Source organism: Portibacter lacus (assembly GCF_021533215.1).
In the GTDB taxonomy this organism is placed as follows: domain Bacteria; phylum Bacteroidota; class Bacteroidia; order Chitinophagales; family Saprospiraceae; genus Portibacter; species Portibacter lacus.
Genome location: NZ_JAJNKA010000011.1, coordinates 208,523 through 224,262 on the forward strand (window position 1 = coordinate 208,523; position 15,740 = coordinate 224,262).

Consider the following 15,740-nt stretch of genomic DNA (forward strand, 5'->3'; position numbering starts at 1 on the left):
AACTAATCTTTATTTGCTAATTGACCACAAGCTGCATCGATGTCTTTTCCTCGGCTTCGTCTAATGGTAACCATAATATCTTGATTTCTTAAATAAGAAGCAAATTCATCTACAGCATCTTCTTTACTTTTTACGAATTCAACACCTTCTATGGGATTGTATTCGATGATATTCACTTTTACAGGAAATCTTTTACACAATTTAGCTAAATTCTTGGCATCTTCTATACTGTCATTGAAATTCTTAAATGCAATATATTCGTAGCTGATTCTATTCCTGGTTTTTTGATAGAAATATTCGATGGAATCCATTAAAACATCAAGTGTATTGGTCTCGTTAATCGGCATAATTTCATTTCGCTTCACATCGTCTGCCGCGTGAAGTGATAACGCAAGATTAAATTTGACACCATCATCAGCAAGCTTCGTGATCATTTTCGCAATTCCTGCTGTACTGATCGTAATTCGCTTAGGTGACATATTTAATCCGTGATCTCCTGTAATCAACGCCACACTATCCATAACACTTTTATAAGCAAGGAGCGGTTCTCCCATTCCCATATAAACAATGTTCGTCAATGGATGTCCGAAGGTCTCCATGCTTTGTTGATTCACACGTACCACTTGATCATATATTTCTCCTGGATCAAGGTTTCTCATGCGCTTCATTTGGCCTGTTGCACAAAACTTGCAAGTTAAACTGCACCCAACTTGCGATGAAACACAAACAGTAAACCGCTTATCATAAGGCACTGGAATCAAGACAGATTCTATCATGTGTGCATCATGCAACTGAAATCGAGACTTGATGGTACCGTCATTAGACTTCTGAAATTTATCTAAGCTGATAGCATTAATTGTGAAATGCTCATTTAGGAATTCACGTAGGTCTTTAGAAAGGTTTGTCATTTGATCAAAACGAACGGCACTTTTTTTCCATAGCCATTCATAGATTTGCTTTGCGCGGAAGGCAGGTTGTTTCTGCTCTAGCATCAAAGTTTTAAGATCTTCCAACGAAAACTTTCTTATATCAGCCTTTTGAATTGTTTGCGACATGGTGCAAAGTTAATATTAATTATAGAAACAAAATTGCAAGCTTATAAAGCGTTTGAGCTTGTTTTTAGTTCATGAAAAAGGGTTTTAGTTTTTACCTTTATTTTTCAATGCAAATCTTATAATTCTAAATGTTATTTTTTAGCTGAAAGAAATGTAAAGATGAGTAAATAAAACCTTTTTTAAGAACGCTTGAAACATGAAAAATCCAACCTAATCAATCCACGTAATCCTAGCAACTGTACCTCCATTCCCCCAATCTTCAACATAAAATTCATCCCATTCCAATCTTTTCCGTTTTTCACACGTTATATTTACGATTAAAAGAAAACTTATGAAGTTCACTCCCTTGCTATTGCTATTATTCATAGCTTTTCAAGGCATTTCGCAAGGTATTTACACTGAAACTGAAATTGCTGCCCAGGATTTGTTAATTGCTGCTAAAAAGCAAGTACTCCTTGGTGATGTAGATGAAGCAATCGATATCTATAAAAAACTGCTGGATGAGCATAATGAAAATGCCGCAGCTTACGAGCTATCCAGAATCTATGTGAAAAAAGAGGATTATTCTACAGCATTAACCTATGCTAAAAGGGCGCATGAAGCGGAACCTAAGAACGAATGGTACTTGATCCAACTTACAGATATTCTCGCTTTCTCTGAGAACTTTGAAGAAGCGGCTACTTTGTATGAACAGTTTACTAAGCAAGAGCCTAATAATGAATTCCATTATTTGCAGTCAAGTTTTTACTATCTGAAAGCCGAATTGCCTAAGAACGCCATTAAAGTGCTGGATGATTTAGAAAAAAATAATGGCATCACAGAGCAAATCATCCAACGCAAATTCGAGATTTACGATGTAATGGGAAAGGAGAAAGATGCGCTTAAAGAACTTGAGAAGTTGAATAAAATGTATCCTACTGAGCCTAGATTCTTACACAATATTGCTGGTTACTTAAGGACGATGGGCAAAGAGAATGAGGCGAATAAGGTAATGCAAAAGATCTTAGAGATCGATCCAGATGATGAAACAGCCTTGTTGTTTGTGAATTCTACAGGGAAGAATAAGGATGCGAATTATCTGAGGTCTTTAGTACCTGTGATTAAGGATGAAAGAATAGAACTAGATAAGAAAGTCATAGAATTGATCCCTTACTTGCAAGACTTTGCGGAAAAGGGTGACCCGGAATTAGGTCAAAGTCTCTTAGATATCGGAGGGATTCTTGATGAGACTTATCCGAGAAATGCTAAAGTGAAAAGCATCTTAGGTGATATTCATTTCTACAATAAAGACCTTCCTCAAGCCACTAATTTCTATGCACAATCTGTGGATTCAGACAAGTCCACATGGACAGTTTGGGCGCAATTGTTTATCACGTTAAATATTACAGAAGACTACAAGCGAATGATGAAGTATAGTGAAGATGCAATCGATGTGTATCCGAATCAAGCTTTAGCATATTATTATAATGGATTAGCATTACTAGAATTAGGCGAATTGTCGGAAGCTGAAATGTCTGCAGTTGAGGCAAGAATGATAAGTGGAAATAATCCTAATGTGATTCCTGAGGTTCTGTTGTTAGAGAGTAAAATAAAATTTAAGCAAAAGAAATATGAGGAATCTCTGAAGTTAGTTTCCGAAGGTATGGAAGTTTCTCAACAACCAAATCCAAGAATTCTGGATCACTTAGGGGATGTATATTGGATTATGAATGAAAAAGATTCAGCTAAAGAATCATGGAAGAAAGCAATTAAAGCAGGAGGAAATCCCGCAGTAATTAATAAAAAAATAAATGGGGAGACTGATCTTAATAATTAGTGTGATTTTCTGTATCTCGTGCACTGGAGGAAAAAAAATTGTAGATAACAAGAATGTTGAAGAGCTTTCAGAAGAAGCAACGATAAGAAAGGTGAAATCTACTTTCGTGACATTCGATCATTTTAATTCTAATGCGGATCTGTTCATAAAGACGGAAATGTTTACTGGCTCGGTCAATGCTAAGTTCCGAATGATAAAGGACAGTGTGATATGGATTGCGGCTAATAAATTAGGATTCGAAGTAGGCCGTGTTTTAATTACACAAGATTCTGTTTTTATGATGGAAAGGTTGCAAAGAACATATGTTAAAGCTTCATTTGATGAACTTTCAGAAATGGCTGGGATGCAATTGGATTTTAATTTTGTCCAAGACTTTTTGATGGGAAACCCATATTTAGGAGAGACAAGTAATGAGGTGACCTACTTTGCAAGTGATAGTCTATTGATTAAACCTGCTCTTTACGATTTGAAAATTGCTCACAACATTGACCTATCGAATTACAAATTAACAAGCACATCGATTCGAGATGATGAAACTAAAATGGACGCGACACTTCATTATAGTGACTACAAAGAAATCGAGGAAAATCAATTATTTTCTTACATTCGTGATATTCTTTTAGATGACGGAAGCAGTGAAAAAAGGGAGATCTCCATTAAATTTAATAATCCAGAAATTAACGTTGAAAAAAATATCAAGTTTTCTATTCCTGACACTTATACTGCTAGGGAGTTTTAAGGCTAATGCACAGACTAGAGAAGATCTTGAAAAACGACGCTTCGAGATTATTCAGCAGATAGATGATACGAATGAACTACTGAATCTTACGGCTAAAAACAAGAAAGTTTTAATCTCGGATCTGGCCATCATTGATACCCAAATCAATAACCGTAAAAAATTACTAGAACAGATCCAGAAGGAAATTGACTTAATCGATAGAGATATTTCCATTAATGATAGCTTGAGAAGTGAGAAAGTGATCAGAATTGATTCGTTAAAGGATCAATACCATATCGTACTCAGAGCGGTATATCGGGAGCGGACATTACATAATCCACTGGTCGCATTGTTATCTGCGAAGTCTGTAAGCAGTTCTTTTTTGAAGGCAAATTTTTACAATAGGCTTAAGCAATATGTAGGCGAGAAGCTGAAGGTCATTAATGATGAACAATACTTACTAGACCAAAAAATAGCAAATCTTAATGATGACAAAGATCAGAAAAGAGAGGTTCTACAACAAGTAGAAAAGCAATCTGCTTTACTTGCTAATGAGCAGGCGAGACAGAAGGTAATGATTGCTTCGATTCAAGAAGATGAAAGTACTTTGAAGAAAACATTGGATGAGCAGAAAAAGGATAGAGAGCAGATGAATGTTCAGATAGAAAATGTGATTAAGTCCAAGTTTACTGAAGGTATTGCTAGTACTACGGTCAGTAATTTCGAGAGCCTAAAAGGTAAGATGGCTTGGCCTGTGAATGGAGGAGTTGTGAGTTCCAAGTATGGTAAACAACAACACCCGACCATGAAAAATCTTACGATAAGTAACAATGGAATAGATATAAGAGCGCCGCTTAATGCTCAAGTTTCAGCGGTGTTCGAAGGGAAAGTAGTCAGTGTTTCGCAGATGTCCGGTTTCGGAACGACTGTTATCATTGATCATAATCAGTATTATACCGTATATTCTAAATTGCAGACCGCTACGGTTTCCAAAGGAGATGAAATAAAAATAGGGCAGAATATAGGTGTCCTAGCGGTCAATGATGATTCGAGTGAATTGCACTTCGAGATATGGAATGAAAACAAGACTCAGAATCCAATGTCTTGGCTAAAAGGCTAGCCTTCTAAAAATGATATTATCGATATCGATCAATTTTGACTAAATTTAAGTTATAAAGGAACAAAACGTAAGAATAACTGCATGAGTGATAATTGGAATATAGGAAAAGAAAAGAAAAAGGGTCTTGAGAAAGAAACGGAGTATGCTGTCCTTGTTGGTGTCATCAAAGAGGGACAGACAGAAGAGCAGGTAGCCGAATATCTGGATGAGTTGGAATTTCTTGCAAATACTGCTGGAGCAGAAACCTTGCAAGTATTCACTCAAAAACTGAAGCGGCCAGATTCGAAGACCTTTATTGGTTCTGGAAAACTTCAGGAAATCAAGGAATATATAGAAGACAAAGATGTAAGCCTTGTCATTTTTGATGATGACTTAACGGGTAAGCAAATGAATATCATAGAAGAAGAACTCAAGGTGAAAATTGTAGATCGATCTTCATTGATTCTGGATATATTTGCTGGGAGAGCACAGTCTGCTCAAGCAAAGACACAAGTCGAACTGGCACAAATGCAGTATTTACTTCCAAGATTGAGAGGTCTATGGACACACTTAGAAAGACAACGTGGAGGAATCGGAATGAGAGGTCCAGGAGAGATGGAGATAGAAACGGATAGAAGGATTGTAAGAGACAAGATTGCTAAACTGAAAGATCGACTAGAAAAAATAGACCGACAAAATCAAACTCAGCGAAAGAACAGAGGAGACCTAATCCGAGTAGCCTTAGTTGGATATACGAATGTAGGGAAGTCAACACTGATGAATATACTGAGTAAGTCGGAGGTTTTTGCAGAAAATAAATTATTTGCAACGTTAGATACGACGGTGAGAAAAGTTGTGTTCGGGACGATGCCATTCTTACTATCCGATACGGTAGGATTTATTAGAAAGCTGCCAACACACTTGATCGAGAGTTTCAAGTCTACGCTTGATGAGGTAAGAGAATCTGATATTCTGGTGCATGTAGTGGATATGGCGCATACCGAATATGAAGATCATATAGCAACAGTGAATCGAACATTAAAGGACTTGAAGGTAGAAGAGAAGCCTACACTGATGGTGTTCAATAAGTTAGATTTATATAGAGAGAAGAATTATGACGAGTTGTTATTAGATGAGGAACGAGAAGATATAGAAAATGGAATCAAAACCCATTTAGAAAATAATTATGGGAATACAACGCTACTGGTATCAGCTCATACGAAAGAGAACATCGATCAATTAAGAGATGTGCTCGGTGAGATGATTTTAAGCGAGTACAATGTGAGGTATCCTTACATTGCGAAGCAATGGTAATCATGGTCAAAAACAACAGAAATATTCACTTATTAGTCAATTTAGGATTTTTCTCTCCAAAATAAAAAGTTTATCTTACACATCTCAAAACCTCAAATGTGTAAAATTAATGACTTGTACAATTGAAAATCTAGGTAGAGTTTTCTTGCTCTATTTATTTGTATTTTTATCAAATCATACCTTTGCTCAAGATTTACTGATGGTATGGAAAACCGATAATCCAGGTTATTCTGATGATAATTCCGTAGAGATTCCTACATATCCTTCATTATCATATTACTACGACATCGACTGGGAAAATGATGGAACTTTTGATATCACAGGAGTGACGGGAAGCATCAAGCATACTTATAGTTCTCCTGGCACCTATACGATTAGGATAAGAGGAATATTTCCTGGTATATGCTTCAATAATGTACCGTATAGTGATAAAGATAAGATCCTCGATATTACCCAGTTTGGGAGTATTGTATGGGAAAGGATGGACTTTGCTTTTTATGGATGCAGTAATTTTCAAATTACAGCTGGAGATACTCCTAATATGTCAAATGTGCAATCTATGCGATGGGCATTTGCAAACACGAATGTTTTTAATACAGATATATCAGCGTGGGATGTGAGTAATGTGGAAGATATGAGCTTCATGTTTTATAATGCGATTGCCTTTAATTCCCCACTGAATTGGTCTAACAAAACTTCGAAAGTTAAAGAGATGTGGCGGATGTTTCAGAATGCCACTGCGTTTAATCAAGATATATCTGCTTGGGATTATAGCGAAGTAGAAAATATGAATAATATGCTAGACCTGAGTGGTTTGTCTATAGAGATGTATGATTTGCTACTTATTTCCTTGGCTTCCCAGAATGTAAAATCTAACGTTACGTTCGGAGCGGAAGGCCTTACTTACTGTAATGGGGAGGTAGCTCGTGATTTCTTAATTAGTCAACATGGTTGGACCTTTGTAGGAGATTCTAAAGGTACCAGCAACCTCAGATGGACAGGAGAGGGTAATGATGGTAACTGGAGTAATGCTCTAAACTGGGAATACAATATGCTTCCTTGCGATTGTAATATTGTGCAATTAGAACAGACAAGTTCCCCAATCAATATTTCAAACCAAGTGAAAGTTTTAAATCTTTCGTTAGAAAATGAGACAGAATTAGTTGTAAAAACTGGAGGAAGTCTCATCCTAGAAGAGAACTAAGTCTGAACACTGAAAAGGAATCCAAGGCTAATTGACAGGCACCGTAATTGATATTTTTCGAAGAAAGTATTTAAACTTTGATGAAAAGTATAATTCTAATTAATGAATAAGAGGCTTGGATTCGACTCACAAAGCATGAAGGCGATTTTTTAGAAGGAGAAGCTCATTTCGCACTTGCCTATGATAGTACATTCTCTAGAGATCGTGTCTATCCAGAAATTCCAGATACTTTAAATTATCAAGATTTTGAATTTAAGGATTATTTCGTGGAATTATAAAGGATTTAAGAAACCGAATATTTGTAGATAGAACAGATTTTTATACTGGGAGTCTCATTGAATATCGAGCAATGAAGTTTTTCCATCATTTACCATTCTTGACTTAATAGAGCTAACAAATTCTTTTTAATAATTTACAACTTTCATTATTAACTCTAGGTCAAATTTTATATGTTTATTCGTAATAAATAAAAAATATGAAATTTCACCCTAGTATATTTTTGATTTTATGTGCATTTATTCTCTCTTGTCAACCTAATACAAAAGATAGTGTAAGTCATGAAAAAGTCATCGAAAATGGATATGAAGTAATCCAAGAATTATTAATTGATGCAGAAGCTGGATCGACCATCACAATTCCCGAAGGGTTGTATAAGATTAATCGATCTATTAGTTTAGACGGAATTCCAGGAGTTTCTATTAAAGGCGCAGGAAAAAACGAAACCATTCTTTCTTTCTTAGGTCAAACATCAGGTGCTGAAGGTCTTCGGATAACAGCGGATTCGATTACATTGGATGGATTCACAGTAGCTGATGCAAAGGGTGATGCTATTAAATTGCAAGATTGTAAGGGTGTAACGCTAACGAATGTAAAAACCACCTGGACGCAAGGAGCGAAATCTACCAATGGCGCGTATGGATTTTATCCTGTTCAATGTGAAGATGTTGTGATCGATAATTGTGAAGCAGCTTACGCTTCAGATGCGGGTATTTATGTAGGTCAATCTAAAAACGTCATTGTTAAAAATAGCTATGCCCACCATAATGTAGCGGGAATAGAAATTGAGAATTGTATTAATTCTGAAGTTTATGATAATGTGGCGGAAAACAACACAGGAGGCTTGTTGGTATTTGATCTTCCTGACTTAGAATTGGTAAATGGGCACACATGCAAACTTTACAATAATAAAATCATTAACAACAATTTAAAGAACTTTGCTTCTGAAGGGAATATGGTTGCCATCATTCCACCAGGCTCTGGTGTTATTCTCCTTGCTGCTAAGAAAGTAGAAGTATATAACAATGAAATCTTGGATCATAAGACAATGGGAATCGGAATTACCAGTTTTCATTTCACAGAATTACCGTGGAAAGATCAGCGATATGATCCTTTTACTTATGACATTAGCATCCATCATAACACGATAGAAAGAAGATCGGCGTTGCCAGATGTGACGAAGAAATTCGGGCAAATGGTTAATTTGCTATTTCCTGGAAAGCCTCAGGATATATTATATGACGGTATATTAAGAGAAGGAAACGCAAGTGATAATCCGATGAACATTTGCATAAAAGATAATATAGTAGATGATATTAGATTTGCCAATGTAGATGCAGCTAATGATTTTGATAATGTCAATAAATCTCTCGAACCATATGACTGCATTTAGAATTCTTATTTTAAGTCTAGTCGTTTTTTGGTCTTGCTCTACACCTAAGCAGAGTGGAATTAGCTTACCAGAAGATGGGGAGTTCTTCGATTTGCTTTCTGAGTATAATGTATTTGATGATTTAGTTCCGAATGAAAAGCTCACAAAATATGAAGTGACCAATTCATTATTTACCGATTATGCTGAAAAAGATAGGTATGTTTATATTCCTGATGGGCAATCAGCTACCTTGAAAAAAGACGGCTTTTTTGATTGGCCAGTCGGTTCTATGATGGTTAAAAATTTCTACTATACGGTAGATCAAATTGACACAGAAAAAATTATAGAAACTCGTCTTCTGATCAAAGATGAAACAGAGTGGAAGGCGATTTCATATGTATGGAATGATCAGCAAACGGAAGCAAAAATTTCGAAAGTTGGAGCGGTTTTTCCATTGACAATAGATCATAAAACAGAAAAATTAGCCTTCGATTACGTTGTCCCAAATAAGAATCAGTGCAAAAGCTGCCACAATAAAAACGAAAAAATTGACCCAATAGGTTTTAAATATGGTAACCTAGATACTGATATTTCTGTGGATAGCAAGTCAGTGAATCAGCTTGCATACTTAGCAGATAAAGGTATTATCAAGTTAAATGTATTTCAAGATTCTATAAATTCGATGATTTCATATAATGATGCAGGGCAGGATATTCAAGAACGGGCACTCGCTTACTTAGATATTAATTGTGGACATTGTCACCGACCAGATGGTCCTGGAAATACCTCAGGTCTTTTCCTTCAGTATGATGAAACGAGATCGAATCACTTAGGATTCTGTAAGAGTCCAGTTGCAGCCGGGAAAGGATCAGGAGGTCGAATTTTCGATATCTATCCAGGTCATGCCGATTCTTCAATTTTATATTATAGAATGGCATCTGTAGATCCAGGGTCAATGATGCCTGAGGTCGGGAGAAGTTTAACACACAAAGAAGGATTGTCCATAGTGGCGGAATGGATAAATGCTCTTGAATACGATTGTTTCGCTCAATAAAATTACCCTTATGAAAATTTTACTCAGTGTATTCGTATGTCTTTTTTTAAGCTCTAGTTTATTTTCACAAGCTTTAGAAACAACAGTTCGTGGTGTTGTAATAGATAAAACATCTGGCGAGCCATTAGTGGGAGTTAGTGTTGGATTGGTTTCTGATGAATCAAAAGGTACCACTACAGATGAAAATGGATTATTTGCATTATCAGGAGTACCTGTAGGGCGGCAACAATTGCAGTTTACTTATATCGGATTTCAGACTTTTACAACGGAAGGAATCATCATTAATGCGAATCGGGCAGAATACATTAATGTGGAACTTCAAGAAGGGTTGTTGTTGGACAATGTGCAGATTGTTGCTGATGGAAATGTTAATGCGGCAGTTAATGAATTAGCGACTGTAAGTGCAAGATCATTTAGTGTAGAAGAAACGGAAAGAATTCCTGGCGGTGCCAATGATATGGGGCGAATGGCATTGTCTTATCCCGGTGTCCAACAAGGAGCTAATGATACAGAAAATGACATCATTATAAGGGGGAATTCAAGTGTAGGGATTCTATGGAGGCTAGAAGGAATGGATATTCCTAATCCTAATCACTTTGCCCGTCCTGGAACTTCAGGAGGTGGAATTACTGTTTTTAGTGCGCAATTACTAGGGAAATCTGATTTTTATACGGGTGGAATGCCAGCGGAATTTGGGAATGCATTGTCGGGAGCGTTCGATGTTCATTTCAGGAAAGGGAATAAGGTAGATCGCCAGCATAGAATTAGAATAGGAATATTGGGTTTGGATTTTGCAACGGAAGGGCCAATTAAGAAAGATAAGTCATCGTACTTAGTGAATTATCGATATTCTACATTAGGCATATTAAATGATTTAGGGTTCGAATTAATAGGGGAACGGGTTAGCAATAATTTCCAGGATCTATCTTTTAATTTAGCTTTTGATGGAAAGAATGCTGGTGAGCAATGGACCGTTTTCGGGATTGCTGGTATTTCAGAAGAACACTATTCGCCTAAGCCAGCGGAAGAAAGAGAATTCGGAACATCTAATCATTACGAAGATCGATTTAATACGAGCAATATAGCAGTTGGAGGTGTTACGTACACTAAGATCTTAGGAAGTAATTCTTATCTGAAAGGGACGACAACATTGATGACCGGAAATGTAGGAAGAGCTTATGACACGTTGTCTATTACAGATGATCGGTATCGGTATAATACACAGATGTACAATGATTCTCGAATATCAACTGCTTGGACGTACGGGAGTCAACTTACGGATCATTGGAAGTTGAAGACAGGAACGATTCTGCATGGAATCAGTTATGATTTTTTCAAGGAGACTAAAGCAAGGTCGAATACTTCGAATATTACGGACTTCAATTTGAATAGAAGTTTGAATGGTGGAGGGACAAGTTTTACAGGTCAATTATATGGACTTGCCCAATATGCACCAAGTAAGAAATTGAGTTTGAATTTTGGATTGCATGGGATGGTCTTAGGCATTAATAGTACGGGTGCCATAGATCCGAGATTTTCTTTAAAGTATGATGTGTCTAATAATCATAAAATCGGAGTAGCACTTGGGAAGCATAGCCAGATTTTGCCCATGGCTGCTTATTTCTATGAAGAAGAAACATCTGAAGGATCGGGTGTTTATACTAGACCAAATTTCGATGCGCCATTTTTGCAAGCGAACCATTATATCATGAGTTATACTTATGTGAGTCCTAAATTGATCAAGTTTAATGCAGAGGTTTACTACCAGCAACTATTCAAGGTTCCGGTCAGAGCAGAAACGTTAAATGATGGCTATTGGATGTTAAACAAGCAGGGAGAGTTTCCAGATTTTAATACGGTCAGTGAAGGAAAAGGGGAGAATTATGGTATTGATCTAGCGCTTGAAAAATTCTTTTCTAACAAGATGTATTTTTTATTGACGGCTTCGTTTTTTGAGTCTAATTCTATATCGAAGGATGGTGTTAAGAATCCGACAAGGTTTTCTACGAAGTGGGTTTCTACATTCACTTTAGGAAGAGAGATCGAGTTTAAGAAGGGTGGGGCACTGCAGTTTGGAGCGAGGTTGCTTTATAATGGAGGATATAGATATACACCATATGATCCTGTTCTTTCTGGAATTGAAAAAAGATTTGTACCGTTAGAAGGGCATTATTGGGCAACACAAGTTTCGCCTTATTCTCGAATCGATTCTCGGATTGCATATCGATATAATAAGAAGAGGTACAGTGGAAGTATAAGTCTTGATGTGCAGAATTTGACGAATAGAAAGAGTCCGAATAGTGTTTCATATAATGCAGAGACGAATGAGTTAGAATTCAGAAATTTTGATGGAGGGAGTTTTATACCGGTATTGAGTTTCGTGTTTGATTTTTGAGAAAAGAGTTGTGAATCGTGAGTCGTGAGCTGTGAGTCATGAGCTATCAAAGGGCCTTAGAACTTCAGTTCGAGAAAAAAATAGCTCGTCAGTCACTCAAACGTGAAATACCGAATATTTAGACTCGTAAGCCGAGCGAAGAAATGTGTTTTAGCAAGGATTTCGAAGCTGTCTTGCTTTAGCGAGAAGCTGAATATGGATTAAGAAAACTAGCTAAGCAGTCCCTCCACTATGTTAAGTACTTACTAGTCCAATGGCCCTTCGACGTCAGGTCTAGGAGATCCTAAAAGAATAAAGTGTCACACCTACGGCGTTTAATCGATATGGATGATTGTTAGTTACAAAGTTGTCACTCCTCTGGAGTTAAACGGCAGCGATTATTTTCATCAAGAGAGCTACTAAATGGACCTTGGGCGTATGTCCGAGAAATTAAAGTCTTAGGTTATCCTGGCACTATGTTATATGTTGCTCTGTGCCGAATATTTAGATTCCGACCTGTTCAGCTTTAGCAGGAAAGGCAAAGCTAGGAAAGGTGCAAGAGCAAGGACTACGACCTGTCTTGCTTTAGCGAGAAGCTAAATATGGGTAAGAAAATGGCTCAGCAGTCTTTCCGCTGCGCTCCAAGCTTACTGGTCCTTGATATGAAAGGAACTTAGAGAAGTCTGATTTTTGATTGTATCATTTGCAATAAACTTTGATTAAGAATTTTTATGCAAGAAAAAAGCGACACCTAAATGAATAGATATCGCTTTTATTTATGAATTTGCTGTGAGATCCCTAAACGTTGCGCAGCAAATGAGTGACAGCAGTCACTCATTAGTTAAGGGACCAAAACCAACGGATTTTGGATGGGTTGGTCGAACCTCCACGAGGAGCTTAGCTACGGTACAACTTTCGGTGGTCAATCCCATTTCAGAATAAACTGAAAAGTATACCAAGTTTATGGAATTTAAAGACACAATGGAGTAGAATTCATGCTCGATAACAGCTCGGTGGTCCCTTCACTTTGTTGCTACTCGACGATCTTTACCTCTAACCTAAAAAAAGCGACACCTAAATGAATAGATATCGCTTTTTGAATATGCTGTGAGATCCCTAAACGTTGCGCAGCAAATGAGTGACACCAGTCACTGATTAGTTAAGGGACCAAAACCAACGGATTTTGGATGGGTTGGTCGAACCTCCACGAGGAGCTTAGCTACGGTACAACTTTCGGTGGTCAATCCCATTTCAGAATAAACTGAAAACTATACCAAGTTTATGGAATTTAAAGACACAATGGAGTAGAATTCATGCTCGATAACAGCTCGTTGGTCCCTTCACTTTGTTGCTGCTCGACGATCTTTACCTCTAACCTAAAAAAAGCGACACCTAAATGAATAGATATCGCTTTTTGAATATGCTGTGAGAGAAGGAATCGAACCTCCACGAGGAGCTTAGCTACGGTACAACTTTCGGTGGTCAATCCCATTTCAGAATAAACTGAAAACTATACCAAGTTTATCGCTGGTTCCTCACCCCCGAGACAGGAGGGCATGTCTGCCTGTTTCATCACCTCACAGTGAATGTTATCGCTTTCGATAATACAAATATACAATGAAAGTATTCTTTTGTGCAAATTATTTCAATAAAAACATTGAATAAATATGTAATTGGTAATAAAATCGACTTTTTGTTAGTTGATTTAAAATTATAAGGATTGGTTTTTGCGCTTGATTTGAAAAATTTTAAATTTAAAAAAAGTTAATATGATAAGTTTAGTTCTGGCACTTTGCTTATGCAGTATTTGAATCTAGTTATGGTCTTTATTACTCCACCTCCGCTCAGCTTTTAGCCCAGATCTTTTTTCTTTGGCTTTTCTCCTTTTCGCCATAGCGGCTTTCGAAGGCTTGCTTACTTTTCGTGATTTCGGTTTGTAGAATGCTTTACTTAATAGTTTGCCCCACTTCCTAATGGCACTTTCCCGATTTTTGACCTGTGATCTTGAAGATTCATCATGAATAATTAGTTCTCCATTTTTATTTATGTAGTTACTTAACTTCTCATTGATTAATTCTTTTTGTTGATCAGTAAGAATCTCCGACTTATTAATATTCCACCTTAAAGTAACTTTAGTTTCTACCTTATTGACATGTTGACCTCCAGCTCCACTAGATCGGGAAGTCTTAAAGTTTAATTCTAATAAACAATGTTCTGTTATTTTTTGAGCTTCTTTATGCATTAGAAGTTAATGAATTAAAAAAAGGGCAAAAAAGTTCCAATAAAAAAAGGCTAGCAAATTTAATTGCTAGCCTCGTATGATTTTACTTAAGCAGAAATTACTTAACGGTTAATTGAACAGGAACCAAAGTTGTATCCCAAACAATAGAAAGCACACCACTTGTGTCTCTTAATTGATCTATAAAGATTAAGAATGATTCTACGCCAACTGCACCTAGGTCAACAGAATTAACATTTACTGTTAATTTAGGTTTTTTGTCACCGTAAGAACCTGCGCCACTTTCACCAAATTCAAAAAAGTGAACAGCCCAAGATGATTGTCCTGGAGTTGTGAAAAGAGCATAAGTACCAGCAGCAAGAGTTTTTCCTTCAACCATTACATCTTTGCTAAATGTAATTTTTGTTGCAGCGTTTGCACCAGTTCTCCATTGTTTACCATAAGGTACCAATTCACCAAATATTTTTCTGTCTTTAACACCTGGACGAGAATACTCAATAGTTACATCAGTTGTTCCAACTTTTTGCTCTACTTTACTAAAAGGTGAAGGAGCAGCTTTATCCTGCGCATTTACAGAAATCGTGAAAGCGAAAAATGCAATCGCTAATACAGAAGTTAATAATTTTTTCATTTTACAATTTTGATTTTTAAAAACGCTAAAATAATATTTTTTAGACGATGAAAATGTCTTAGCTTACTTGGAGTGGACATTTAAGATATTATTAACACTTAGGGTTATAGGGTTTAGTTGATCCTTCTATCTAAGAATGAACTAAGTTAAATGTTAAAGTGGAAATAGAGTTTCATGCTCGATAAAAGCTTGCCGACCCCTAGACTTCGTTGCAGCTCGACGATCTATACCTTGCCAAAAAAAAAGCGATACCTAAATGAATAGATATCGCTTTTATTTATGAATTTGCTGTGAGATCCCAAAACGTTGCGCAGCAAATGAGTGACAGCAGTCACTCATTAGTTAAGGGACCAAAACCAACGGATTTTGGATGGGTTGGTCGAACCTCCACGAAGAGCTTAGCTAAGCTCTAAAGGTTGCTTCTGGATATCCACCCATCGGCAATATAAATTAGCTTTTCCTTCACTAATCACTAATCTGATTTTTGTCATTTTGCTTTCCAATGGTCAGATCGCTTAGGTGAATTATTATTCTCAATGAATAATTCATACTCGATAAAAGCTCACTTTTACTTGCACTTCGTTGCAG

Annotated in this window: 11 protein-coding genes; 8 read left to right on the plus strand and 3 right to left on the minus strand. The window is 36.7% G+C overall.

Going from position 1 to position 15,740, the window contains the following annotated elements; genetic code table 11:
* Positions 1-2: 2 nt before the first annotated feature.
* Complete coding sequence (gene rlmN / locus L2586_RS18065; protein ID WP_235294344.1) at positions 3-1,055, minus strand: 23S rRNA (adenine(2503)-C(2))-methyltransferase RlmN; 1,053 nt, start codon at positions 1,053-1,055, stop codon at positions 3-5.
* A 331-nt stretch (positions 1,056-1,386) separates the two neighbouring features.
* Here rlmN and L2586_RS18070 point away from each other — a divergent pair, with 331 nt between their 5' ends.
* The 8 genes from L2586_RS18070 to L2586_RS18105 all read left to right on the plus strand — a co-directional run bounded on the left by L2586_RS18070 (position 1,387) and on the right by L2586_RS18105 (position 12,303).
* Complete coding sequence (locus L2586_RS18070; protein WP_235294345.1) at positions 1,387-2,871, plus strand: tetratricopeptide repeat protein; 1,485 nt, start codon at positions 1,387-1,389, stop codon at positions 2,869-2,871.
* Complete coding sequence (locus tag L2586_RS18075) at positions 2,846-3,610, plus strand: DUF4292 domain-containing protein (protein ID WP_235294346.1); 765 nt, start codon at positions 2,846-2,848, stop codon at positions 3,608-3,610. The genes L2586_RS18070 and L2586_RS18075 overlap by 26 nt, the downstream gene beginning before the upstream one ends.
* A complete protein-coding gene (locus L2586_RS18080) occupies positions 3,555-4,709 on the plus strand; it encodes a murein hydrolase activator EnvC family protein (RefSeq protein ID WP_235294347.1) in 1,155 nt (384 codons plus the stop codon). Before L2586_RS18075 ends, L2586_RS18080 begins: the two co-directional genes overlap by 56 nt.
* Before the next feature lie 81 nt (positions 4,710-4,790).
* Positions 4,791-6,002, plus strand: a complete 1,212-nt coding sequence (hflX, locus tag L2586_RS18085; RefSeq protein WP_235294348.1) for a GTPase HflX — start codon at positions 4,791-4,793, stop codon at positions 6,000-6,002.
* A gap of 109 nt (positions 6,003-6,111) precedes the next feature.
* Entirely contained in the window at positions 6,112-7,206 is a 1,095-nt protein-coding gene (locus tag L2586_RS18090; RefSeq protein ID WP_235294349.1) for a BspA family leucine-rich repeat surface protein, read from the plus strand.
* A 475-nt stretch (positions 7,207-7,681) separates the two neighbouring features.
* Positions 7,682-8,875 (plus strand): parallel beta-helix domain-containing protein, encoded by a 1,194-nt coding sequence (locus L2586_RS18095; RefSeq protein WP_235294350.1) that lies wholly within the window; start codon positions 7,682-7,684, stop codon positions 8,873-8,875.
* Complete coding sequence (locus tag L2586_RS18100; protein ID WP_235294351.1) at positions 8,862-9,908, plus strand: SO2930 family diheme c-type cytochrome; 1,047 nt, start codon at positions 8,862-8,864, stop codon at positions 9,906-9,908. The genes L2586_RS18095 and L2586_RS18100 overlap by 14 nt, the downstream gene beginning before the upstream one ends.
* A gap of 10 nt (positions 9,909-9,918) precedes the next feature.
* Positions 9,919-12,303, plus strand: coding sequence for a TonB-dependent receptor (locus L2586_RS18105; protein WP_235294352.1), 2,385 nt, complete (start codon positions 9,919-9,921; stop codon positions 12,301-12,303).
* Between the two features lie 1,792 nt (positions 12,304-14,095).
* Here L2586_RS18105 and arfB read toward each other — a convergent pair.
* Both arfB and L2586_RS18115 read right to left on the minus strand, forming a co-directional pair.
* The gene (gene arfB, locus L2586_RS18110; RefSeq protein WP_235294353.1) at positions 14,096-14,524 is read right to left on the minus strand and encodes an alternative ribosome rescue aminoacyl-tRNA hydrolase ArfB; all 429 of its coding nucleotides are present in this window, start codon (positions 14,522-14,524) and stop codon (positions 14,096-14,098) included.
* A gap of 97 nt (positions 14,525-14,621) precedes the next feature.
* On the minus strand, positions 14,622-15,152 hold the full coding sequence (locus L2586_RS18115; protein WP_235294354.1) for a DUF2911 domain-containing protein: 531 nt from the start codon (positions 15,150-15,152) through the stop codon (positions 14,622-14,624).
* Positions 15,153-15,740: the final 588 nt, after the last annotated feature.

What these genes read in the sequence shown, in the direction of transcription:
- L2586_RS18075 (WP_235294346.1), top strand. Translation starts at nt 2,846, where the DNA reads ATGGGGAGACTGATCTTAATAATTAGTGTGATTTTCTGTATCTCGTGC.
- L2586_RS18100 (WP_235294351.1), top strand. Translation starts at nt 8,862, where the DNA reads ATGACTGCATTTAGAATTCTTATTTTAAGTCTAGTCGTTTTTTGGTCT.
- rlmN (WP_235294344.1), bottom strand. Translation starts at nt 1,055, where the DNA reads ATGTCGCAAACAATTCAAAAGGCTGATATAAGAAAGTTTTCGTTGGAA.
- L2586_RS18070 (WP_235294345.1), top strand. Translation starts at nt 1,387, where the DNA reads ATGAAGTTCACTCCCTTGCTATTGCTATTATTCATAGCTTTTCAAGGC.
- L2586_RS18115 (WP_235294354.1), bottom strand. Translation starts at nt 15,152, where the DNA reads ATGAAAAAATTATTAACTTCTGTATTAGCGATTGCATTTTTCGCTTTC.
- hflX (WP_235294348.1), top strand. Translation starts at nt 4,791, where the DNA reads ATGAGTGATAATTGGAATATAGGAAAAGAAAAGAAAAAGGGTCTTGAG.
- arfB (WP_235294353.1), bottom strand. Translation starts at nt 14,524, where the DNA reads ATGCATAAAGAAGCTCAAAAAATAACAGAACATTGTTTATTAGAATTA.
- L2586_RS18095 (WP_235294350.1), top strand. Translation starts at nt 7,682, where the DNA reads ATGAAATTTCACCCTAGTATATTTTTGATTTTATGTGCATTTATTCTC.
- L2586_RS18105 (WP_235294352.1), top strand. Translation starts at nt 9,919, where the DNA reads ATGAAAATTTTACTCAGTGTATTCGTATGTCTTTTTTTAAGCTCTAGT.
- L2586_RS18090 (WP_235294349.1), top strand. Translation starts at nt 6,112, where the DNA reads ATGACTTGTACAATTGAAAATCTAGGTAGAGTTTTCTTGCTCTATTTA.